This window comes from Erwinia persicina (assembly GCF_014838825.1).
GTDB lineage: Bacteria > Pseudomonadota > Gammaproteobacteria > Enterobacterales > Enterobacteriaceae > Erwinia > Erwinia persicina_A.
Map to the genome: position 1 here is coordinate 1 of NZ_JACYMO010000031.1, position 1,457 is coordinate 1,457.

General features: G+C 36.9%; 1 protein-coding gene and 2 pseudogenes. All 3 read right to left on the bottom strand.

Annotation, left to right across the window (positions count from 1 at the left end):
• Positions 1-163, bottom strand: a pseudogene (locus IFU29_RS22605) (type VI secretion system tip protein VgrG); the annotation flags it as partial.
• Positions 164-462: 299 nt separating this feature from the next.
• Positions 463-795 carry a hypothetical protein gene (locus IFU29_RS22170; protein ID WP_191935764.1) on the bottom strand — a complete coding sequence of 111 codons (333 nt, stop codon included), beginning with the start codon at positions 793-795 and terminating at the stop codon, positions 463-465.
• A gap of 66 nt (positions 796-861) precedes the next feature.
• Positions 862-1,457, bottom strand: a pseudogene (locus IFU29_RS22175) (hypothetical protein); the annotation flags it as partial.

The window sequence follows — 1,457 nt, forward strand, 5'->3', positions numbered from 1 at the left end:
TGCTGATGGCATGGTCACCGCTGGTGAACTCAATGCGGTAGCTGAACGGCGTGCTCAGGGCTTCATCGCCCTCAAAGGCCAGGACGTCGAGGGCTGACCCGCACCCTTTTACCGCCAGCAGGTGGTGGCTGTGGCTGAATCTGTTGGGGGGATTACTGCTCATAATATTCCTTCACATCGGCAGAGAAATTATGTTCTGAAAGACCAGACATGCTTTATAATGATTGTTATACTTCAGGCCATTTATTGGATTCGAATAAAATCTAATTACTACACCCAGTTAAAAATAAACCCCCACACAATGTTCCCTCATGTTAATCATGGTGTTTTTGTAAACACTACCCACCCAAAAGCATTACTTAGAAACCCATTTACTACCAATGCTTTTTAAGAGAGCCACCATGATTATCATGTTAATTACCAATCTAAAAAGTAACAATCAAAAAAATAAATATAAAGTAACTAATGAATTTTTAATGAATATGTTTTTTTGAAATGAATGCTCTTTGTATATATTGTTCCATAAGTATAACCTGATATGTCAATATAATATTGCCCAGCAACTTGTGGAATTCCTTTTAAAATAATCTTATTATATACAAAAAAACCATCATTTCTTTTATGATTTGCTACGACCTTCAATCCTGAGCCAGCAGGGTGAATTTTTACTTCAGTGTTCTTATTAGTTAAAAACTCTGGGTTTTCTTCAAGATTATTACCAATAAAAATATACTGTTCATAATACTCACCTAACTTACCAGCGGATAATTTATCTCCTGATGGAACGAATTCCAAATCGATTGAGGTACATGATATAGCGAAAAATACTGGGATGATAAATAATAACCTATAGTACATAATTTATTTAATTGGTCTAAAAACCAATCCTCCAAAAGTATGCTTCATAAAGATATTCAGGTTGACATGAGTTTTCAACTGATTGCCAACCCCGCCCCATGAGAATAACCTTAAGTTCACTTTCTCATCTTCTGAAGCGGTTTTGCTTATTACTTCTCCATTGTTTTTTTCTACCTGACTTTCCCATACTATCCAGTGGTTTTTTGCGGAGCTATCTCCGGGATAATCTGATAGCATCCCTGCAGACACAAGAGTTACAACTCTGCACCCTTGATTAACATATGAATTAAGCTTTATTACATCTGTCACGTCAGCATGTGAAAGACTTATATTGTCAAATACTTTCTCATACCCGGCCTTCTCAAACCATTCAATCAATTTCCCCCACATAGTTATTCCTGCGACCTGATCACCCACTTCATCATAACTCATAATTGAATTTTCAGAATCCCTCAAACTTGCAAGCGTTATCCAATCCAGACCTGAAATTCGCTCACTACTTCCTGAATAAAAACTGCCTTTGGGATGCCTACATCCATCTCCAGGTGAAATATCAAGAATACCTATTTTAGTTTTACCATACAGCCAAAGTTCATTTG